Genomic DNA, 20,328 nt, shown 5'->3' with positions numbered 1-20,328 from the left:
GCCCTTCCCAACCCCTTCTCAATGCAATCGCGAGGACCGACATGGAATACCGCACTCTCGGCCGTTCCGGCCTGAAAGTATCGACGCTGACCATGGGCACCATGACTTTCGGCGGCGCCGGCGCATTTTCGGCTGTCGGCAAGACCGACCTCGACGAGGCGCGCCGGATGATCGATCTCTGCATCGACGCCGGCATCAATGTCATCGACACCGCCAATGTCTATTCGAACGGCATGTCGGAAGAAATCATCGGCGAAGCGCTCGGCGGCAAGCGCAAGGGTGACGTGCTGATCGCCTCCAAGGCGCGGATGCGGATCGGTAACGGTCCCAACGATGAAGGCCTGTCGCGCCATCACCTGATCCGCGAATGCGAGAAGAGCCTGAAGCGGCTCAAGACAGACGTCATCGACATCTACTTCCTGCACGACTGGGATGGTGTGACACCGCTGGAGGAAACCATCGCCGCGCTCGACACGCTGGTTGCCCAGGGCAAGATCCGCTATGTCGGCTGCTCCAACTATTCCGGCTGGCAAGTGATGAAGGCGCTCGGCATCAGCGACAGCCATCATCAGCCGCGCTTCGTTACGCAGCAGATCCATTACACGCTGGAAGCGCGCGAGGCGGAGTACGAACTGCTGCCGATTTCCGTCGACCAGGGGTTGGGCGTTCTGGTCTGGAGCCCGCTTGCCGGCGGATTGCTGTCCGGTAAATACCGCCGTGACAGCCCCACCGCCCGGCAGCTCGCCGGCTGGTCCGAACCGCCGATCCGCGACGAGGACCGGCTGTGGCGGATCGTCGATGTGCTTGTGGAGATCGGCGCGCAACGCGGGGTGTCGGCAGCGCAGGTGGCGCTGGCCTGGCTGCTTGGCCGGCCGGCTGTCAGTTCGCTGGTGATCGGCGGCAGGACCGAAACGCAGTTCCAGGACAACATCGCTGCGGCAAGCCTGGTGCTTTCCGGCGAGGAGCGCGAGCGCCTCGACGTGGTGAGCCGGCCGCCCTTGCTCTATCCCTACTGGCACCAGCAATTGACGGCAAAGGACCGTTTTGGTGCCGCCGATCTGGTGATTGACCGAAGCGGCATCTGATCGACAAATCGACGGCGATAGGTATCGGCCGCCGCAATGACGAGCCTGGCCCTTCATTGCAACGCGCATCTTGCAAGCCTGGCCATCATCGACGCACTATCGCTTCAGCTGTTGTGTTTGACGGCTAATGCTCCTAGGCAGGACCAGAGCCGCGAGGCAGTGAAAAGGAGCCGATATGGCGCGACCACCAAATTACGATCAGGAACGCAAGGAACGCGACCGCCAGAAGGCGGCCAAGAAGGCCGAGAAGCTGGCAGCCAAGGTTGCAGCGAGGGAACGTTCGAAGCCCGAAGACGAGACTGAAGCCGAAACCGAAACGGCAAAGTGACGGCAAACGGCCCGCAGATGCGGGCCGCGCCTCAATTCGGATTGCCGCCCCGGATGTCGCCTTGTGTCAGGCCGGCGCCTTGTCGCTGACGAAGACGTCCACTTCACGCGCTGCCGCGATGAAGGCGCGCCTGGCGTTCATCGCCGGCTTGTCGCCGGCCAGTGCGTCATGGCAGGCCTGCAGGGCCGCCCGATGCTTGGGGCTGCGCTTGCCGGGCCAGCTGTTGAGGAGGTAGTCGGAAGCCTCACGCGCCGTGCGCAAGAGCTGAGTGCTTCCCGCTGCGACTGACTTCACAGTCACAGGTGTTTCAAATCGGTTGTTTTCCATGGCCGCTCCTTACGCCATCGGCGTCTGCGAAGCGAGGCGAAAGTGCGCATACGTCCAGACGCCGCTTTGCGCCCCTTCATCCACCTTTAAGCAGCAACGACGGCAAAGCCTCTGGCGCGAAGACCGCGCCGATCGTTGGCGAGCGACGTCACCAGTCGGTCGCGGCTGCCGACGATATGGACCGAGAGCAGGCGCGCGGCTTCATCGGCATCGCCAAGGCGCGTGGCCGCCAGAATGGCGCGATGTTCAGCCCAGGCGCGGGCAAGGGCCGCTTCGTCGCGAACCTCCAGCCAGCGCGCCCGCGACAGGCGCGTCATGGCATCGCGCACCGCCCTAAACAGGAATTCATTGCCCGACAGACGCGCCAGTTCGATGTGAAAATCCATGCCGACGCGATGCCATTCCTCGCGCGGCGTGTCATTGTCGCAGGACTCGAGCATCGCCTCGATGACATCGACGGCGCTCCGGTCCGCCAGGCTGCATGTCAGGCGAAGCGCCGCAACCTCGACCGCCTCCCTGTAGACGGCGATCTGCTCGAGTTCAGCCAGATTGATCGGCGACACCGTCCAGCCACGTCCGTCCCTGCCGACCAGGCCCTCGGTCTCAAGCCGCAGCAGTGCTGCCCTGACCGGGGTTCGCGACGCGCCGAAGCGGCTCTCGATCCAGCGCTCGGTCAGCTTCTCGCCGGGACCGATCTCGAGGCCCAGGATCATTTGCCGAAGCTGTTTCTCGACGCTCTGCATCTGCGACATTGTCGTTTTCCATTTTTTGATCGTTGCTGGCGATCGTCTTGCCGGCCGCCTTTTCCGATCACGTTTGAGACGGTCGCATTGACAGCGGTCAAGCTTGCGTCCATCAGGGGCACCATCTTGGTATCCCAATTTGGTATCCGCAGCAACCATCGATAAAGAGTTGCTGGGACAGGACATATGACATGCAGCAGCAGAGCACGCCCCCGGCAACCGACAGCACCTACAACATTCACTGGCGGCGCAATCTGTTCGTGTGCTTTGCCGGCTCGTTCTCGACGCTTGTCGCCATGACGCTGCTTTTGCCGTTCCTGCCGCTCTATATCGAGCAGCTCGGCGCCGAGGGCCACGCGGCGATCGTGCAGTGGTCGGGGATCGCCTATGGCGCGACATTCTTCGCGGCGGCGCTGGTGGCGCCGCTCTGGGGACGTCTCGGCGACCGCTACGGCCGCAAGGTGATGCTGGTTCGCGCCAGCTTCGGCATGGCCATATGCATGTCGCTGACCGGCATGGTGCAGACGGTCTGGCAACTGGTGCTGCTGCGGCTGCTGATCGGTTTTGCCGGCGGCTATTCCTCGGGATCGACCATCCTCGTCGCCATGCAGACGCCGAAGGAGCGTTCCGGCTGGGCGTTGGGCCTGCTGTCGGCCGGTATCACGGGTGGGGCTCTGGTCGGTCCGCTGGTTGGCGGCGCCCTGCCGCCGCTGATCGGCATCCGCGCCACCTTTCTCCTCTCCGGCGGCGTCATCTTCCTGGCGTTCCTGGCAACCACGTTTCTGATCAAGGAGAATCCCCGGCCGAAAACAGCGGACGCCGCAGCGACGCAGAAGCGGAAAGGCGGCTGGTCACAAATCCCCGACAAGCGGCCTGTCGTCGCCATGCTGGCGACCGGCATGCTGTTGAGCTTCGCCACCATGTCGATCGAGCCGATCATCACCGTCTATGTGCAGCAGTTGATTGCGGACCAAAGCCGTGTGACGCTGATATCAGGCGTCGTCATGTCGGCGGCGGCCCTTGGCGCCATCCTGTCGGCCTCGCGTCTCGGCAAGCTCGCCGACCGCATCGGCCACTGGAACGTCATCATCGGCGCGCTTGCCGTCTCGGCGCTGCTGCTGATCCCGCAGGCCTTCGTCACGCAAAGCTGGCAACTCATCGGCCTGCGCTTCCTGATGGGCCTGGCGCTGGGCGGCCTCTTGCCGTGCATCACCAGCGTTATCCGTCACAATGTGCCTGACGGCGTCGGCGGCAATGTGCTCGGGCTGTCGATCTCCGCCCAATATGCAGGACAGGTCGCCGGCCCCTTGCTCGGCGGCTTTGCCGGCGGTCATTTCGGCATGCGCTCGGTGTTTCTGGGCACATCCGTCTTGATGGCCGGAGGCGCGGTGTATAACTGGCTGGCACAGTCACGCCGCGAGCAGGACATGCTTGCCAACCCCGGCAAGCCCTGACCGGGTCAGGCATATCCCTCTGATACCACGGAGCCACGGACATGAGCACGGCCGAGCAATTTTCCGGCACCAGCACCCGTATCCTCGTCCTGGCCGGAGGCCTCTGTGGCGCGGCCGGCGTGGCGCTGTCGGCCGCGGCGGCGCATCTGGGCGGCGCCTTCGTCGGCACCGCCGCATCGTTCCTGCTGATGCATGCGCCGGTCTTCCTTGTCGCCGGATTGCTTGGCGCGAACCGGACCCTGCGCATCGGCAGCCTGATCCTGCTGGTCGGGCTCCTGCTATTCTGCGGCGATCTGCTGGCCCGCGATTTCATCGGGTCGCGGCTGTTCCCGCTGTCGGCGCCGACCGGCGGCACCTTACTCATCGCCGGCTGGCTGACGATCGCCGCCTCGGCGCTGGTGCGCGTGCGCTCCTGACGCCTCGGCGCGCCCGCCGGCACCAAACGTCAAAGCGTGGCTGCTAGTCTTGCCGACGCTCGGGCTTGATGAGCAATTCGCGATTGCGTCGCCGCAGCTTGGCCAACCAGCGCTCTTGCGGCCTTTTGGAAGCCGGCGCGATGCCCCAATAGTTGCGGTAGATGTCTTCGAACAGATAGCTGACGGGGTGCATGATGTGCTTCCTTTAGATTCTTGAATCGATCCAATCGACAGGCGCGAAAACCGACCCCGCTCAGCTCCGCTTGCGCTCCACAAGGAACCGCAACTCGCGAACCCATGGGCTGGCTTTGCCGCGGCGCTTCTGCGTCGTGGTGTTCGACGAGATGCTCCAGTCGTTGCGGTAAATGTCTTCGAACAGAAAATTGACGGGATGCATGGCACAACTCCCCTGAATATGTTGAATCGATCCAATTCAGAGAACCATCGCTCACTTGGATCGATTCAAATATACGCCTTGGCGAGGCTGCGATCAAGTCAAAATTTGAACCGATCCAACGAAAGTGTTAGATGGGAGGGATTCAGGAGACGAAGATGGCGCCACTTATCTCTGCAAAGACAAGACCGGTCCGGCTGGCGGACATTGCCAAGGCGGCCGGCGTGTCGCACGGCACCGCGTCCAACGTGTTCGCCCGTCCGGAGATCGTGCGTGAGGAGGTCCGCGAGCGGGTCAAGGCGGCAGCCGAGGCCATGGGATATGGCGGCCCCGATCCCAAGGGCCGGCTGCTGCGCGCCGGCAAGGTCAATGCCATCGGTGTCGCGACCGCGGAACCCCTCTCCTATTTCTTCGACGACCCCTTTGCCCGGGTGATGATGGCCAGCATCTCGCAGGCTTGCGACGCGACCGGTGCGGGGATTTCGCTGGTCTCCGCAGCCAACAACGAACAGCTTGCCTGGAACATACAGAGTGCGCTGGTCGACGGTTTCATCGTCTTTTGCGTCGATGGCGGTTCAAGGCTGGTCGAACTGGCGCGTGAACGCAAACTCCCCTTTGTCGCGCTCGATCTCGATTCGGACGACGACGACGCCGTTGCAGCGATCGGCGTCGACAACATCGCCGGGGCTGGCCTGGCGGCCCGCCACCTGACCGAACTCGGACATCGCCGCTTTGCCGTGCTTGCCCTGCCCGTCGCGGACTCCGGCTTCGGCCCCACCACAAGGGAGCAGATGGAGAAGGCCCTCTATTCCGGGACGCGCGACCGCCTGCGTGGCTATTTCGCGGAACTCTCCCGCGTCGACATCGACGTCGAGCGTGTGCCGATCTACGAAACCGTCAATGACGAGGAAAGCGTGCGGGCCGGCCTCGATCATATTTTCGCCGGCGCCGAGACCCCGACCGCCATCCTGGCTATGTCAGACAGGATGGCCTTGCATGCATTGGACTGGCTGCGGCAGCGTGGCGTCACGGTACCCGGCGACGTTTCGATCGTCGGCTTCGACGGTGTTCCGGAAGGAGCGGTTTCCAGTCCGCCGCTGACCACGATCGTCCAGCCGATCGCCGAGATGGGCCGTCTTGCCGTCAAGGCGATCCTTGAAAATGATGGCTCGTTCAGCCGGCAATCGCTGCCGGTCCAACTCGTGGTGCGAGCTTCATCCGGCCCCTCGCCCGCCTAAGCTCAACGGCCCATTCTTGTCGCCATGGTCGGCATCGCGAAGGATGCAGCATGGACGGGCGGTGCGGCGTGAGCCGGCCTGCTTTTGGCGGACCAGCCAAGTCCCGAAAGCCATTCGAGATAGTAGGCAAGCGCGAACTGCATGACGATGCCGGCCGATATCAACAGGCTGTCATAGGCAAATCCGCCCGGATTGATCAGCTTCAGCACCTGCGCCGCCATCGCGAGCACCGTGCCGGCAATGAAAACCGGCAACGATCGTTTGCCCAATATGGCAAGCGGATGATCGCGCCCGGTGCGAAACAGGTTCGAGATGGCGGGGAATGCCACGATCAGGTAGCTCACCGCCAATATATGCAGCAGCCTCGGCAGCGACAGAAATGTCTTGTCGAAGCCGGTCAGCACCGGAGGCAGGCCCAACCAGGAGATATGCCCCCAAAGCGGGCTGTGCACCCAGACCAGCGCGGTTGCGGTGTAGGCCAAGGCAGCGCCAACCAGCCAGCGATTGACCGGGATGATGCCGCCGCGACGCACATGCAGCGTGCCTGCCAGGCCGATGTTGAAAAGGAACTGCCACGACAGCGGGTTGAGAAACCAGAAGCCGGGCTCGGGATAGTTGGGCGGAGCAATTTGATAAACCCCCGCGACCAGCCACAGGGCGCCGGAGGCGACCAGTGCCGAGACCGGCCGATAGCTGACAATGAGCAGGAACACCGGCGTCAGCAAGAGCAGCACCGCATAGACGGGCAGTATGTTGTTGTAGCCGAGTTGGTGGCCGAGCGTCACGATGCCGATCAGCACCTGCGGCGTATTCTTGATCAACGGCTCGATGTTGATCATCGTCAGAAGCTCCGGCCGCCTGACGAACACTGCCGCCGCGCAGAAGATGGCCATCACCACCATGGTGGTGACGATGTGGGCGGCATAGAGGACACCGGCGCGGCGCCACATCTTCAACGTTGCCAGCAGCCGGTTACCAGGTTGGAATTTCCTGCCATAGGCAAGTGCGACCGAGATGCCGGAGATCAGTACGAAGACTTCCGCCGCATCGGAAAAGCCGAAATTCTTGTAGGTCAGATACTCGAAGGCGGTACCTGGCACATGGTCGACATAGATGGTCAGCAAAGCGAGAGCACGGAGCACGTCTATGCGCGTGTCGCGCTCAGTGCGATCCGGGACACGCGCATCGCGGTCCGGGGAAATCTGGGTGGTCATCGACAAAAAGGCCTCAAAGCTGGTTGTTCATACCGCGCAATGCGACCCCCGGCGCACCGCTTCGATTCCTCCCGAAGGAATGTTATCGGCGGAGAAACGGACTGTAATGCGCCCGGTTCAATCAACTTTCGCGGAGCTTGAAAATATTGCGTTTTGAAGCCGGCAAATTGAGCGAAACCTCATATAATCAAGAGGATGCGCGATGATCGAAGAGACCTCACAAGATGGTGCGCTGCGGCGCGATCTCGCCTTCAGCTACCGGCTTTACAGTCCGGCGGATTCAACCGGCGAATGTCTCTTCCTGCTGCATGGATCGGGTGTCGACGAGACGACATTGGTGCCGCTGGCACGAGAGATCGCACCGCGGGCCAAGCTGATCGCGGTGCGTGGCCGCATTGTCCAGGAGGATGGTTTCCGCTGGTTCGGGCGCATCACGCCGACGCGCTTCGAACAGCACAGCATCCGCACCGAAACCGATGCCTTTGCGGGCTTCGTCGCCGACGCGGCCAGACGCCACCATCTCGATCTCTCACGCGCGACGTTCCTCGGCTATTCGAACGGCGCCAATCTGATTTCGAGCCTGATGCTGCTGCATCCGGCTCTTATAGAGCGCGCCGCACTGCTGCGGCCGATGCCGGTGCTCGATGATGTGCCGGCGACGGATTTGTCAAAGGTGCGCGTCCTGATGATCGCCGGCGCCGCGGATCTCACCTATTCGCCCTTCGCCCCTGCTCTGGTGACATTGCTCAGCCAGCATGGCGCCGAGATCGACGCCCGGATTGTCCCATCAGGTCATGAATTCGGCAGCGCTGACGCGGCAATCGTCAGGCAATGGCTGCCGGGATCGGCGGCGCAGGCAGGCTGACGGACTCACCAGCATGACCAGTCTGCCTACCCTCGTCCCATCCTGTTCCAGGCATCCAGTCCGGCGATCTTGTAGGCTTCGGCGAGCGTCGGATAGTTGAAGGTGTTGTTGACGAAGAAGTCGACGGTGCCGCCGAGATTGATCACCGCCTGGCCGATGTGGATGAGCTCGGTGGCGCCCTCGCCGATGATGTGCGCGCCGAGCAGACGGCGCGTTTCGATCGAAAAGAGCAGCTTCAGGAAACCGGTGTTGACGCCCATGATGTGGCCGCGCGAGGTTTCGCGAAAGCGCGCTACGCCGACCTCATAGGCCGCACCGCTTTCACGCACCTGTTCCTCGGACTGGCCAACCGTCGAGATTTCCGGCACCGCATAGATGCCATAGGGGAATGTTTCCGGTGGCGGCGGCAAAGGCACGCCGAAGGCATGGCAGGCGGCCACCCTGCCCTGCTCCATCGACGTCGAGGCCAGGCTCGGAAAGCCGATGACGTCGCCGGCGGCGTAGATGTTCGGCACTCTGGTCTGGAACGTATGCGGATCGACCTTGATACGGCCCCTGGAATCAGCGTCGATACCGACCACATCGAGGCCCAGGCTGCCGACATTGCCGGTGCGACCGGCGGCGTAGAGCACGACCTCGGAACGGATAGTGCGGCCATCGGCCAGTTCCACCTCGGCGGCATCAGGCTTGGAGCGGATTTCCTTCACCGCGCTGCCCAGCCGGATGGTCATGCCACGATCGCGCATCTGGTGGATGAAATCGTCGACGATCTCGCGGTCGACGAAATCGAGGATGGAGTTGCGCGGCTCGACCAAGGTTACCGGCACGTCAAGCGCGGAAAAGATCGTGGCATATTCGACCCCGATGACGCCGGCGCCGATCACGGTCAGCGTGCGCGGCAAGCGATCAAGCTCCAGCATCTCGTCACTGTCGAAGACGCGGGTCTTGTCGAAAGGCACGTCGCGCGGCCGGTGCGGCCTGGTGCCGACCGCGATCAGCGCATTGGCAAAACCGACCTCGCTGTAATCGCCGGTGTCGGTGGTCAGGCTGACCTTGTTGGGGCCAAGGAATTTGACCGCAGCCCGGGCGCTCTTGACCGTGTTGCGCATGAACTGGTGCTGCAGCACCTCGACCTCATGGTCGAGCGTCTTGTGCAGGCGCTCGACCAGATCGCCGACCGAGATATCCTGCTTGACCCGGTAGCCGCGCCCGTAGAAGCCGCGCTCACGCCAACCCGAAAGGTTGAGCACCGTTTCGCGCAGCGTTTTCGACGGGATGGTGCCGGTATGCACCGAGACACCGCCCAGACGCCGGCCGCGATCGACCACCAGCACCGACTTGCCGAGCTTGGCCGACTGCACCGCGGCCCGGCGACCGGAAGGGCCGCTGCCGATGACCAGCATGTCGTAGTCCATATTGCCCCGTCCCCTGCCATGTGCGCTTTTGTTGCGCCGCAGCAAGCTAATGCTATCCGCGCCGCAAATTCAACCGGTTCAGATTGCGCCTGGCGCCTTGAAGGCCGGCGCACCGCAAGAAGCTCGATCTTGATTCCGCCACAGGCCTTCACCATTTCATGGCTGAGCGGTCCGCACCCTATGTCGGACCTTGTTACGAGGAAATGACATGGACGCGCGCGTTCTCGACGGCGAAATCATCACCAGCAGGCTCGACGATGTCAGGGCCTATGACGGTGTGCGCACGAAGCGCATTCTGGCTTTCGTAATCGACTATGTCATCGTCGCGCTGCTTACCATTCCGTTTGCCATTCTGGTGTTCTTCCTCGGGCTTTTGACCCTCGGGCTTGGCTGGATGCTGTTCGGCATCCTGGTACCGGCCGTCGCCATCCTCTACATCTGGAACACGCTGGGCAACACCGACCAGGCCACCACGGGCATGAAGATGATGGGCATCCGCCTTGACCGGCTCGACGGCAGGCCGATCGACGGCCTCACCGCGGTCGTCCATTCGGTGCTGTTCTGGGCCGGCAATGTCATCCTGTCGCCGCTCGTCCTGCTGGTGACGCTGTTTTCCGACCGCAAGCGCACCTTGCACGATCTTTTGCTTGGCACGGTCGTCAGCCGCACCGACCGCTGAAACGGCCCTCTGAAGAGCAGTCGCAACTGATTGAGCACAAATGTGAAGGCGTCGAGTCGACCACGCCCACACAATCCTGTTGAATTTTTCGCCGTCCGCGCCAAAGGTAGAGCGATTCGAAGGAGTGTTTCCAAGGCTCGATGACGCAGCATCCGACCCAGTCGCCGCAGTTCTTCCTGACCGCGCCTTCGCCGTGCCCCTATCTCGACGGCCAGTTCGAGCGCAAGGTGTTCACGCACCTGGTTGGCGACAAGGCGGCGGAGATGAACGACCTCTTGACGCAAGGCGGCTTCCGGCGCTCGCAGAATATCGCCTACAGGCCGGCCTGCGAGACCTGCCGCGCCTGTGTTTCGGTACGCATCCTCGCCCAGGAATTCGTCGCCAGCCGCAACATGAAGCGCGTGCTGCAGCACAATTCCGACCTCGTCGGCCACATGCACAATGCCGAGCCTTCGACCGAACAATATTCCCTGTTCCGCAGCTATCTCGACGCCCGCCACCGCCGTGGCGGCATGTCCGACATGACGGTGCTCGACTATGCGATGATGGTCGAGGATACCCATGTCGACACCAAGGTGATCGAGTATCGGCGGCGTGGACCCGATACGTTCATCACCGGCAAGGGACAGGGCGAGCTGATCGCGGTGGCGCTCACCGACAAGATGGCCGACGGCCTGTCGATGGTCTATTCCTACTTCAATCCCGATTTCGAGGAACGGTCGCTCGGCACGTTCATGATCCTCGACCACATCGCCCGCGCCAGGGCGATGGGCCTGCCCCATGTCTATCTCGGCTACTGGGTCAACGGCTCGCGCAAGATGAATTATAAGATGCGCTTCATGCCGCAGGAGCATCTCGGCCCGAAGGGCTGGGAGCGCTACACCAACGAAGCGGTCGCGCGCTGATTAGTCTTTCCCAAGTCCGGGCTTAAACATTTTCAATCGAGACGATGCTGGTCTTTCCGCTGGTTGGCGGAGAGCGTGAGATTGCGCCGGTCCGCCATCCTCTCCCGAATTCATTGTGAAAGTCGCTGCATGTCATCTCACGATACTCACACCAAAGGACTTCTGCTCACCGCATTTGGCGGGCTGACGCTGACCGTGGATATCCCGCTGATCCGGCTCGCCCACGGCGAGGCGTGGACAATCTTGCTGCTGCGCACCGGCTGCACCTTGGCCGCGGCACTGATCATGTGGACCATCTGGCGCTCGTTCAGCAAGAATGCGCCGCAGCTGATACCTGGCTGGTCGGGCCTGATCGTTGCCGCGATCTACGGGCTCGGCGCGATTGCGTTCATCACAGGCGTCTACAACACCTCGACCGCCAACCTGGTGTTCATCCTGGCCTTCACAACCATGTTCGCCGCGCTGCTTTCATGGGTGTTCCTGAAGGAGCGGCCGCGGCCGCTGACCCTTGCGGCATTGGCCATGATGATTGTCGGCGTCGTCATCATCGTCGGCGATTCCGTCGGCACCGGACATCTGTTCGGCGACCTGATGGCATTGTGTTCGGCCTTCCTGATCGCCTGCGCCATCACCATCTCGCGCGCCAGCGGCAAGGACATGGGCTTTACCTCACTGATCGGCGTCGTCCTGCCTTTAGGGCTGGCGGCGTTCATGGTCTCCAAGACCGGCTTTCAGGTGGAGGCGCCATGGTGGATCATCCTCAACGGCGCCGTCATCATGCCGATAGCGTTCTTCTGCCTTGCCACCGGGCCGAAATACATTTCGGGCCCTGAAGTGGCGATGTTCTACCTGCTTGAAACCGTGCTGGCGCCAGTCTGGGTGTGGATGATCTTTGCCGAAACACCGACGCGCAACAGCCTGATCGGCGGCGGGATCCTGATCGTCACACTGGTCGCGCATTCGCTGTGGCAACTTCACGAGGGACGCAAGCGGCGTGGCGACCTTGCGGTGCAACATCCGGTCTGAGGTGCGTTGAGATCAAGCGCTGGCCTTCTTCGCCACGTCAGGTTCCGGCAGGACCTCGATTTGCGGACCGGCTTCGATTTCGGCTGCCGAGCCCGGGACGATGTCGTCGGCCATTTCAACCTCGCGCAGCCATTCGCGCCAGATCGCGACCAGCAGGGCCATCAGCACCGGGCCGATGAACAGGCCGAGAAACCCCATGGTCTTGACGCCGCCGATCAGCCCGAAAAAGGTCGGCAGGAACGGCAGTTTTATCGGCCCGCCGACGAGCTTCGGGCGCAATGTCTTGTCGACGATGAACAGTTCGACCGCACCCCAGATGAACAGCGCCAGCCCGGCCATCGGCGACCCGCTGGCGGCGAGGTAGATCGAGACCAGCGTGAAGGACAGCGGTGCACCGCCGGGGATCAGCGCCATGACGCCGGTCAGGGCGCCGAGTGTTACCGGTGACGGCACGCCGGCCAGCCAGTAGGCAATGCCCAGCACCAGGCCTTCGCCGATGGCGATGACCGTCATGCCGGTCACCGTCGACGAGATCGTTGCCGGCACGACGCGCGAGATCCGCTCCCATCTGGTCGGCAGGATGCGCTCGCCGAGACGGTCGACCTGGCCGGCAAAATGCTCGCCGTCGCGATAGGCGAAGAACAGCGCGATCATCATGAACAAAAGCGTCAACAGCAGCCCGAACGCGCTGCCGCCAGCCGCCAGCACACCGCGATAGATGCTGCCGATATTGGCGCCGCTGACCAGCTGGATCAGTTCACCAATGCCGCCCGGATGGCCGAAATTGGTCGTCCACTGCTGGTTCAGCCACTCGCCCACGACAGGCAGCGTGACGATCCAGTGCGGTGTCACCGCGCCATGACGGTTGGTCTCGATCGCCCAGGCGACCCATTCGCGGACCTCGTTGATCGCATAGGTGCCGGCGAGCGCGATCGGGATCACCAGGAAGGCGAGGATGAAGAGGATGGCTAAGGTCGCGGCGATGGTGCGGTTGCCACTGACCGCGACAAGCAGGCGGCGGTAGAGCGGCCAGCTGGCGAAAGCGATGACGAGCGCCGCCAGCACCGGAAACAGGAAGCCGTGGAAGAAATAAACGCCGGCGGCGACGATCAGCACCAGCAGCCAGCGCGCCGCCGACAGCGGCGGGATGACGGCGGACCTGAGCGGCGTCGACAGGCCGAACAGGCGTTGCTGCCGTTCCGGTTTCTGGATTCTGGATTCCTTCAAACGCCTGCCTCTCTCAAACACCCTTCCCGCTTATGCACTGATATAGTGCAGCAATCGTGACGATAGTCCAAATGGTGATGGAGTTGCGCGCGCCATTGGCGTCGCCGCGGGCCAGCACCCCCCTCTGTCCTGCCGGACATCTCCCCCGCAAGGAGGGAGATTGGCTGTCATGTCGGCTTTCGCAAATCGCCAACATTGGAAAGCGGGCAGAAAGGGCGAAGCTTCCGATCTCCCCCCTTGCGGGGGAGATGTCCGGCAGGACAGAGGGGGGTGTGAAGGATTGCTAGCGCCTGAGATTTTCAAACCTGAAAACTGCCGCTACCCAAATTTCCCCGTCCTCGGGAATCCCTTCGGCACCATGCGTCCGGCTGAGGCGCGGGCGCCGATCCACTCAGTCAGTTCCTCACGCGACCGGATGAAAGTGCGGTCGGCCGAATCCTGCCAGGATAGGCCGGTCTCCAGCGTGAACGGCTTGAGGTCGAGAAGGCCGCCATCCTTGTATTTCTGCAGCCGCACGCCCTTGCCGCGGCCCATTTCCGGAATCTCGGAGAGCGCGAACACCAGCATCTTGCGGTTCTCGCCGACGATGGCGAGATGGTCACCGGTGACCGGGATGCAGCGCTTGGCTTCGTCCGGCGCCTTGACGTTCATCACCTGCTTGCCCTTGCGGGTGTTGGCGACGACTTCCTCTTCCGGCACGATGAAGCCATTGGCATCATGCGAGGCCAGCAGCAGCTTGCGTTTCGGGTCATGAACGAAGGCGGTGACGATGTCCTGGTCATTGTCCATATCGACGATGATGCGGATCGGCTCGCCATGGCCTCGCCCGCCAGGCAGCCGGTCGGCGCCGATGGTGTAGAATTTGCCGCCGGTGGTGAAGACCAGCACCTTGTCGGTGGTCTGGGCATGGAAGGCGAGCTTGAGGCTGTCGCCCTCCTTGAAGGTCAGCGTCGAGAGATCGGCCAAATGCCCCTTCATCGCCCGCAGCCAGCCTTTTTCCGAAACCACCACGGTGACCGGTTCGCGCTCGATCATGGCATGGGCAATGTCGGTCAGATCATGCTCGGGCGCGTCGGCGAATTGCGTGCGGCGCTTGCCGAGCTCGGTCTCCGGGCCGAACTTGTCGCGGATGTTGGTGACTTCCCACTTGATCGTCGCCCACTGCTTCTCGTTTGAAGCAAGCAGTGCCTCGATCTGTTTTTTCTCCGCGCTCAGGCCATCGAATTCCTTGCGGATCTCGAATTCTTCAAGCTTGCGCAGCGCGCGCAGGCGCATGTTGAGAATGGCTTCGGCCTGGTTGTCGGTGAGCGACCAGCGGGCCATCATGACCTGCTTTGGCTCGTCCTCCTCGCGGATGATCCTGATCACCTCGTCGATGTTGAGGTAGGCGATCAGGTAGCCGGCAAGTATCTCCAGCCGTCTTTCGATTTCGCCGAGCCGGTGTTTCGAGCGGCGGATCAAAACCTCGCGGCGGTGCTCGAGCCACTCCTGCAGCACGCCCTTCAGCGACAGCACGTTGGGCACCTTGCCGCGCGACAGGACGTTCATATTGAGCGGGAAGCGGCTTTCGAGCTCGGTCAGCTTGAACAGCGATTCCATCAGGATGCCGGGATCGACCGAACGGCTCTTCGGCACCAGCACGACGCGGACGTCCTCGGCGCTTTCGTCCCTGATGTCCTCGAGCAGCGGCAGCTTGCGTGCCATCAGCAGCTCGGCGATCTTCTCGATCAGCCGCGCCTTCTGCACGCCGTAGGGGATTTCGGTGACGACGATGCTCCAGGTGCCCCTGCCCTGGTCCTCCTGGAACCACTTCGAGCGCACGCGGAAACCGCCGCGGCCGGTTTCGTAGGCTTCGAGGATCGAGGCGCGGCTGTCGACGATGATGCCGCCGGTCGGGAAATCCGGCCCCTGGACAAAGTCCATCAGCTTCGCCACCGGCGCGTCCCGGTTTTCGATCAGGTGCAATGCGGCATCGCAAAGCTCGGCGGCGTTGTGGGGCGGGATCGATGTCGCCATGCCCACCGCGATGCCGGACGAGCCGTTGGCCAGCAGATTCGGAAAGGCGCCGGGCAAAACCACCGGCTCCTCGTCTTCTTCATTGTAGGTCGGCCGATAATCGACGGCATCCTCGGTGATGCCGGACAACAGTTCGGTCGCCACATCGGTCATGCGCGCTTCGGTGTAGCGCATGGCGGCGGCGTTATCACCGTCGATGTTGCCGAAATTGCCCTGCCCGTCGACCAGGGGATAGCGCATCGAAAAATCCTGCGCCAACCGCACGAGCGCGTCATAGATCGACTGGTCGCCATGCGGGTGGAACTTGCCCATCACCTCGCCGACGATGCGGGCGCATTTGGCAAAGCCCTGGTCGGGGTTGAGCCGCAGCAGGCGCATGGCATGCATGATGCGGCGATGGACCGGCTTCAGTCCGTCGCGCACGTCGGGCAGCGCCCGGTGCATGATGGTCGACAGCGCATAGGCGAGATAGCGCTCTTCCAGCGCCTTCTTCAGATCGACCGGCTCGATATGATCGCCACCGCCATTTTCAGGCGGCAAAAGCCTTTTTCCCATGGGCTCGGACTAGCCGAGCGGGTGATTCGCGGCAAGAGCCCGACAGAGATACCGGCCCTTCTGCAACATGAAACCGCACCGCGGGGGATGTCGGCCAACATCAGGCTGTTACATGCGGGTTCTATGGCCAAGCGTGACGAGTATCCGGCTATCGGCTCTTCATGACAAATTCACCGGTTTGCGCAAAGACGGCGGGATCAGGTTTGCCTTTCACCGCGATTTTTGACCATTGTGCCGGGACACGCCTTTTTCCGGTCCAGTTCGTCACGGAATGGTGATGGCGCAAATAATTGAAAAACAATTTCAGGACACTCTCAGGGACCTTGCGATGACAATCAAACGCTCAACTCTTAGGAAATTAGCCCTTTCGACCTTCTTGCTCACGCTGCCGCTGAATGCGGCCCTCGCACAGGATACGGCAGTGGCCGACCGGCTGAAGGCCGCGCTTGTCGCACAAGGTGTCGACATCACCTGGACCGGCGTGACCGGCGACAACACCAGCATGGTGCTGCAGGGCGTTGCCATCAAACCGGCGGCGGAGAAGGAAGCGCTTCCCATCGGCGACGTCAAACTCGAAGGTGTGACCGAGGCAAATGGCGGCTATGACATCGCCACCGTATCGACGGCTGCCTTCACACACAGCAAGGACGGCGTCACCCTCGACCTCAGCCCCTTCGTCATCCATGACATGACAGTTCCGGCCGACGGCGCCACCGGCCCGCTCGGCTCGCTGATGATGTACAAGTCCGCCGAACTCTCGAACATGACCGTCAAGGTCGCCGACAAGACCGCCTTCTCGATGGACGGGCTTGCCATCGAAATCACGCCGCCGGCGGACGGCAAGGCAATGGAATTCACCGCCACCACGGAGAAATTCAACGCCGACCTGACGCTGGTGGACGATCCCAAGTCCAAGGAAGTCATCAACGCGCTCGGCTACCAGAACATCGCGGGCAATCTCGAAATGGCCGGCACCTGGCAGCCCACGGACGGCAAGATGGAACTGTCGAAATACGACATCTCGGTCGAGAATGCCGGCACGCTCGGCATGACCTTCAATCTCGGCGGCTACACGCTGGATTTTATCAAGTCGCTGCAGGAAATGCAGAAGAAGATGGCGGCACAGCCTGAAGGCGCCGACAATTCGGCGCAAGGCATGGCCATGCTCGGCCTGTTGCAGCAGCTTTCGTTCAACAGCGCCTCGATCCGCTTCGACGACGATTCGCTGACCAACAAGGTTCTGGACTATGTCGGCAAGCAGCAAGGCATGTCCGGCAAGGACATCGCCAACCAGGCCAAGGCGATCGTGCCGTTCGGCATGGCGCAGCTCAACAATCCGGAACTGACGGCGCAGGTTACGGCCGCGGTCAGCAAATTCCTCGACGATCCGAAGAGCCTCGAAATCTCGGCCGAGCCGCCGGCATCCGTGCCGTTCGCACTGATCATGGCGGGCGCCATGTCCAACCCGCTCGACCTGCCGAAGACGCTCGGCGTCACCGTCAAGGCCAACGAAGACTGATCGAAGCGATCTCAATATGCGAAAAGCCCGGCATGCCGGGCTTTTTTTGTCGGGATCAGCGAATCGAAAGAATCGGTTCGGGCGGTTCTTTAAGGCATCGCCCGAAGCGCGATCAGGCGTCCTTCTTGGGCACGGCAACGCGCAGCGCCAGCTCGCGAAGCTGCTGCGGGCTCGCTTCCGACGGTGCGTTCATCAACAGATCGTAGGCCTGCTGGTTCATCGGGAACATGGTGATCTCACGCAGGTTCTTGGCGCCGAGCAGCAGCATGACGACGCGGTCGACACCGGCGGCCATGCCGCCATGCGGCGGCGCGCCATACTGGAAGGCACGATAGAGGCCGCCGAAGCGCTCCTCGACCGTGGCGCGATCCAGCCCGACCGTCTCGAACGCCTTGACCATGGTTTCGGGCAGATGGTTGCGGATACCGCCGCTGGCGATCTCGAACCCGTTGCAGACCATATCGTACTGGAACGCCTTGATGCCGAGCAGGTCCTCGCCATTCAGCGCATCGATGCCACCTTGCGGCATCGAGAACGGGTTGTGGGCGAAGTCGATCTTCTTCTCTTCCTCGTTCCACTCGAAGAACGGGAAGTCGACGATCCAGCACAGTTCGAAACGCTCGCGATCGACAAGGTTCAGTTCCTCGCCGGCGCGCGTGCGCGCGGCACCCGCAAAGGAGACGAATTTCTTCGGATCGCCTGCAACGAAGAAGGCGGCGTCGCCATCGGCAAGGCCGAGTTGAGCGCGGATCGCCTCGGTGCGCTCCTCGCCGATGTTCTTGGCGAGCGGGCCGGCGCCTTCGAGCTTGTCGCCCTCCTTGCGCCAGAAGATATAGCCCAGCCCCGGCTGGCCCTCGCCCTGCGCCCAGGAATTCATGCGGTCGCAGAAGGCGCGGCTGCCGCCGGTCTTGGCCGGAATGCCCCATACTTCGGCCTTCGGATCGTTGGCCAGGATGTTGGCGAACACCTTGAAGCCGGAATCGCGAAAATGGTCGGAAACGGCCTGCATCTCGATCGGGTTGCGCAGGTCCGGCTTGTCGGAACCGTACTTGCGCATGGCGACATCATAGGGGATGCGCTGGAATTTCTGCGTCACCGGCTTGCCGTTGGCGAAGGTCTCGAAGACCCCGCGCATGACCGGCTCCATGGTCGACAGCACGTCGTCCTGTTCGACGAAGCTCATTTCGAGGTCGAGCTGGTAGAATTCGCCGGGCAGACGATCGGCGCGCGGATCCTCGTCGCGGAAGCAGGGCGCGATCTGGAAATAGCGGTCGAAGCCCGACACCATGATCAGCTGCTTGTACTGCTGCGGCGCCTGCGGCAGCGCGTAGAAGGTGCCGGGGTGGATGCGCGACGGCACCAGGAAGTCGCGCGCGCCTTCCGGCGACGAGGCGGTGAGGATCGGCGTCGAGAATTCGGTGAAGCCGACATCGCCCATGCGCTTGCGCATTTCGGCGATGATTTTTGTCCGCGCAATGATGTTCTTGTGCAGCGTCTCGCGGCGCAGGTCGAGAAAACGGTATTTCAGCCTGATATCCTCGGGATAGTCGGGCTCGCCGAACACCGGCAGGGGCAATTCCTTGGCCGCCGACAGCACCTCGATCTCGCGGGCGAATATCTCGATCTCGCCGGTCGGCAAATTGGCGTTGGTGGTCTCGGGCAAGCGCGCCTTGACCTCGCCGTCGACCCGAATGACCCACTCGCCGCGCACGGTCTCGGCAACCTTGAAGGCAGGCGAATCCGGATCGGCAACGATCTGGGTCAAGCCATAATTGTCGCGCAGGTCGATGAAGAGCAGGCCGCCATGATCGCGCACGCGATGCACCCAGCCCGACAGGCGAACGGTCGAGCCGACGTCGCTCTTCCTCAACTGGGCACAGGTATGGCTGCGGTAACGGTGCATTGTCATTGGTAAAGTCCGGGGTGCTCTAGTTGCCGGCCGAGGCATCACGGCCCGGCCCTGAAAATTTGCGCGAAAAGCGCATGGGAGGCCGGATTTGTCAAGGCAAGCGGCCCGTGTTGGTATCTTGGTTCCGCTTTCCCAGGCGACCTATGAGCCCAGTGCCGATAGCCGAAGACGCTGGGCAAGGTGCTCGACGACCAATGCAGCGCTGGCGGACGACGTTGCGGCATGATGAAGGCGAATTTCCGCCCCCGGCAGCGGGGGCACATGCCGGCCGGGATGGACATCTCGCAGGCCAGGCGCAAGCATGCTGCCTTTGACCACGGTGACCGCCAGTCCCTGTTCGACAATTGCCTCCGTGGCTGAAAGGCTTGGACTGACATAGGCCAAACGCCATGGCCGGCCTGCCTTGTCGAGCGCCTCAATGGCCCAGGAGCGAAACAGGCAATCGGGGCTCGACAGAGCGACCGGCAACGGATCGAGTTCCTCGACGGCTCGCGTCGCCGCCGCCGCCCAAATCGCCCTTTCGCGGCATATCAGATCCCCCTCGGTTGTGCCTTCCGGGTGCATGGCGATGACGGCGTCGAACGACGACCCAAGCCGTTTCAGGAGCCGGGCGGTGAGACCGATCTCCATTTCGACCTGCACCAACGGAAATCGCTCGGCGATGCCAGAAAGGAGGCGCGGCAGGATCTTGGTGCCATAATCTTCCATGACCCCGATGCGAACCTGTCCGGCCACCTGCTGACCGGAAACACGCGCAATCGCCTGCTCATTGAGAGCAAGTATGCGGCGGGCATCGATCAGAAAGCCCTCCCCGGCGGCGGTGAGTTCAACGCGGGCTGTCGAGCGCCGGAACAAGATGGTCTCGATGCGCTCCTCAAGACGTTTCACCTGCAAGCTGACGGCCGCCTGCGTTCTATTGAGCTGCTCGGCGGCTCGCGTAAACGAGAGGCGCTCGGCAACGACGACGAAGGCCCGCAGAAGGTCCGGATCGAGATTCGGGATGCTCATAGTGG

General features: G+C 62.5%; 20 protein-coding genes. 10 read left to right on the top strand and 10 right to left on the bottom strand.

Going from position 1 to position 20,328, the window contains the following annotated elements:
* Nucleotides 1–41 precede the first annotated feature (41 nt).
* Both NKJ00_RS11400 and NKJ00_RS11395 read left to right on the top strand, forming a co-directional pair.
* On the top strand, nucleotides 42–1,085 hold the full coding sequence (locus tag NKJ00_RS11400; protein ID WP_352629781.1) for an aldo/keto reductase: 1,044 nt from the start codon (nucleotides 42–44) through the stop codon (nucleotides 1,083–1,085).
* A 175-nt stretch (nucleotides 1,086–1,260) separates the two neighbouring features.
* On the top strand, nucleotides 1,261–1,413 hold the full coding sequence (locus tag NKJ00_RS11395) for a hypothetical protein (protein WP_013532262.1): 153 nt from the start codon (nucleotides 1,261–1,263) through the stop codon (nucleotides 1,411–1,413).
* A 66-nt stretch (nucleotides 1,414–1,479) separates the two neighbouring features.
* On the opposite strand, the gene NKJ00_RS11390 is transcribed toward NKJ00_RS11395, so the two are convergent.
* Together NKJ00_RS11390 and NKJ00_RS11385 are read right to left on the bottom strand one after the other, a co-directional pair.
* On the bottom strand, nucleotides 1,480–1,713 hold the full coding sequence (locus NKJ00_RS11390; RefSeq protein WP_244506945.1) for a DUF982 domain-containing protein: 234 nt from the start codon (nucleotides 1,711–1,713) through the stop codon (nucleotides 1,480–1,482).
* Nucleotides 1,714–1,826: 113 nt separating this feature from the next.
* Nucleotides 1,827–2,492, bottom strand: coding sequence for a GntR family transcriptional regulator (locus NKJ00_RS11385; RefSeq protein ID WP_128305704.1), 666 nt, complete (start codon nucleotides 2,490–2,492; stop codon nucleotides 1,827–1,829).
* 182 nt (nucleotides 2,493–2,674) lie between these two features.
* Here NKJ00_RS11385 and NKJ00_RS11380 point away from each other — a divergent pair, with 182 nt between their 5' ends.
* Together NKJ00_RS11380 and NKJ00_RS11375 are read left to right on the top strand one after the other, a co-directional pair.
* Entirely contained in the window at nucleotides 2,675–3,937 is a 1,263-nt protein-coding gene (locus NKJ00_RS11380; RefSeq protein WP_352629778.1) for a multidrug efflux MFS transporter, read from the top strand.
* Nucleotides 3,938–3,978: 41 nt separating this feature from the next.
* Nucleotides 3,979–4,353, top strand: a complete 375-nt coding sequence (locus NKJ00_RS11375; RefSeq protein ID WP_127288858.1) for a DUF423 domain-containing protein — start codon at nucleotides 3,979–3,981, stop codon at nucleotides 4,351–4,353.
* Between the two features lie 43 nt (nucleotides 4,354–4,396).
* Here the strand turns inward: NKJ00_RS11375 and NKJ00_RS11370 are convergent, their stop codons facing one another.
* Both NKJ00_RS11370 and NKJ00_RS11365 read right to left on the bottom strand, forming a co-directional pair.
* A complete protein-coding gene (locus tag NKJ00_RS11370) occupies nucleotides 4,397–4,546 on the bottom strand; it encodes a hypothetical protein (protein WP_127288860.1) in 150 nt (49 codons plus the stop codon).
* Between the two features lie 60 nt (nucleotides 4,547–4,606).
* Nucleotides 4,607–4,750, bottom strand: a complete 144-nt coding sequence (locus NKJ00_RS11365) for a hypothetical protein (RefSeq protein ID WP_126068772.1) — start codon at nucleotides 4,748–4,750, stop codon at nucleotides 4,607–4,609.
* 155 nt (nucleotides 4,751–4,905) lie between these two features.
* Here NKJ00_RS11365 and NKJ00_RS11360 point away from each other — a divergent pair, with 155 nt between their 5' ends.
* Nucleotides 4,906–5,985 (top strand): LacI family DNA-binding transcriptional regulator, encoded by a 1,080-nt coding sequence (locus NKJ00_RS11360; RefSeq protein WP_128305702.1) that lies wholly within the window; start codon nucleotides 4,906–4,908, stop codon nucleotides 5,983–5,985.
* 2 nt (nucleotides 5,986–5,987) lie between these two features.
* On the opposite strand, the gene NKJ00_RS11355 is transcribed toward NKJ00_RS11360, so the two are convergent.
* Nucleotides 5,988–7,199, bottom strand: coding sequence for an OpgC family protein (locus NKJ00_RS11355; RefSeq protein ID WP_128305701.1), 1,212 nt, complete (start codon nucleotides 7,197–7,199; stop codon nucleotides 5,988–5,990).
* Nucleotides 7,200–7,401: 202 nt separating this feature from the next.
* On the opposite strand from NKJ00_RS11355, the gene NKJ00_RS11350 reads away from it, so the two are divergent.
* Nucleotides 7,402–8,064 carry an alpha/beta hydrolase gene (locus NKJ00_RS11350; RefSeq protein ID WP_128305700.1) on the top strand — a complete coding sequence of 221 codons (663 nt, stop codon included), beginning with the start codon at nucleotides 7,402–7,404 and terminating at the stop codon, nucleotides 8,062–8,064.
* Between the two features lie 26 nt (nucleotides 8,065–8,090).
* Here NKJ00_RS11350 and sthA read toward each other — a convergent pair whose 3' ends face one another.
* A complete protein-coding gene (sthA, locus tag NKJ00_RS11345) occupies nucleotides 8,091–9,479 on the bottom strand; it encodes a Si-specific NAD(P)(+) transhydrogenase (RefSeq protein ID WP_023810207.1) in 1,389 nt (462 codons plus the stop codon).
* 208 nt (nucleotides 9,480–9,687) lie between these two features.
* Here sthA and NKJ00_RS11340 point away from each other — a divergent pair, with 208 nt between their 5' ends.
* The 3 genes from NKJ00_RS11340 to NKJ00_RS11330 all read left to right on the top strand — a co-directional run bounded on the left by NKJ00_RS11340 (nucleotide 9,688) and on the right by NKJ00_RS11330 (nucleotide 12,089).
* On the top strand, nucleotides 9,688–10,158 hold the full coding sequence (locus NKJ00_RS11340; protein WP_352629775.1) for an RDD family protein: 471 nt from the start codon (nucleotides 9,688–9,690) through the stop codon (nucleotides 10,156–10,158).
* 140 nt (nucleotides 10,159–10,298) lie between these two features.
* Nucleotides 10,299–11,063 (top strand): arginyltransferase, encoded by a 765-nt coding sequence (locus NKJ00_RS11335; protein WP_023810205.1) that lies wholly within the window; start codon nucleotides 10,299–10,301, stop codon nucleotides 11,061–11,063.
* Between the two features lie 129 nt (nucleotides 11,064–11,192).
* Nucleotides 11,193–12,089 (top strand): DMT family transporter, encoded by an 897-nt coding sequence (locus tag NKJ00_RS11330; protein WP_023810204.1) that lies wholly within the window; start codon nucleotides 11,193–11,195, stop codon nucleotides 12,087–12,089.
* Between the two features lie 12 nt (nucleotides 12,090–12,101).
* Here the strand turns inward: NKJ00_RS11330 and NKJ00_RS11325 are convergent, their stop codons facing one another.
* Together NKJ00_RS11325 and parC are read right to left on the bottom strand one after the other, a co-directional pair.
* Nucleotides 12,102–13,316: an AI-2E family transporter gene (locus NKJ00_RS11325; RefSeq protein ID WP_352611687.1), complete on the bottom strand. Its 1,215-nt coding sequence runs from the start codon at nucleotides 13,314–13,316 to the stop codon at nucleotides 12,102–12,104.
* 318 nt (nucleotides 13,317–13,634) lie between these two features.
* A complete protein-coding gene (gene parC, locus NKJ00_RS11320; RefSeq protein ID WP_352611686.1) occupies nucleotides 13,635–15,887 on the bottom strand; it encodes a DNA topoisomerase IV subunit A in 2,253 nt (750 codons plus the stop codon).
* 328 nt (nucleotides 15,888–16,215) lie between these two features.
* Between parC and NKJ00_RS11315 the strand changes: the two genes are divergently transcribed.
* Entirely contained in the window at nucleotides 16,216–17,406 is a 1,191-nt protein-coding gene (locus tag NKJ00_RS11315; protein WP_127267503.1) for an aq_1923 C-terminal domain, read from the top strand.
* A gap of 112 nt (nucleotides 17,407–17,518) precedes the next feature.
* Here NKJ00_RS11315 and aspS read toward each other — a convergent pair whose 3' ends face one another.
* Together aspS and NKJ00_RS11305 are read right to left on the bottom strand one after the other, a co-directional pair.
* Nucleotides 17,519–19,309, bottom strand: a complete 1,791-nt coding sequence (gene aspS, locus NKJ00_RS11310) for an aspartate--tRNA ligase (RefSeq protein ID WP_352629822.1) — start codon at nucleotides 19,307–19,309, stop codon at nucleotides 17,519–17,521.
* Between the two features lie 147 nt (nucleotides 19,310–19,456).
* Nucleotides 19,457–20,323 carry a LysR substrate-binding domain-containing protein gene (locus tag NKJ00_RS11305; RefSeq protein WP_352442527.1) on the bottom strand — a complete coding sequence of 289 codons (867 nt, stop codon included), beginning with the start codon at nucleotides 20,321–20,323 and terminating at the stop codon, nucleotides 19,457–19,459.
* Nucleotides 20,324–20,328 lie beyond the last annotated feature (5 nt).

The organism is Mesorhizobium sp. M0227, assembly GCF_040321855.1.
Lineage (GTDB): Bacteria > Pseudomonadota > Alphaproteobacteria > Rhizobiales > Rhizobiaceae > Mesorhizobium.
The sequence above is the reverse complement of the archived record's forward strand: the minus strand, read 5'-3'. Positions and strand labels throughout refer to the sequence as shown.